The organism is Erwinia sp. ErVv1 (assembly GCF_900068895.1).
Lineage (GTDB): Bacteria > Pseudomonadota > Gammaproteobacteria > Enterobacterales > Enterobacteriaceae > Erwinia.
The window spans coordinates 487-709 of record NZ_CDPK01000045.1 but is presented as its reverse complement, the minus strand read 5'-3'; positions in this window follow the sequence as shown (position 1 = coordinate 709).

Here is a 223-nt window from a genome sequence, read left to right as displayed (position 1 = left end):
TGCCCTTGTGCCAGCATCCCTGCTGGCCCATCCGGGTCTTCCTCTCTACGCTCAGCGCTGCGGAATGCCTGTCACCGGGCCCCACCCGCTGGCTCCTTTTGCATTGTGCTGGCTACGGGTGAGGGCGGTTTCTGACAGGCAATCCCAGGCAGGTTTGAAAGCGGAGAGAACTCTGCAATCAGACAACCTCCGCGCCAAACGCTTAGGGCCGTAGCCTGTGGGT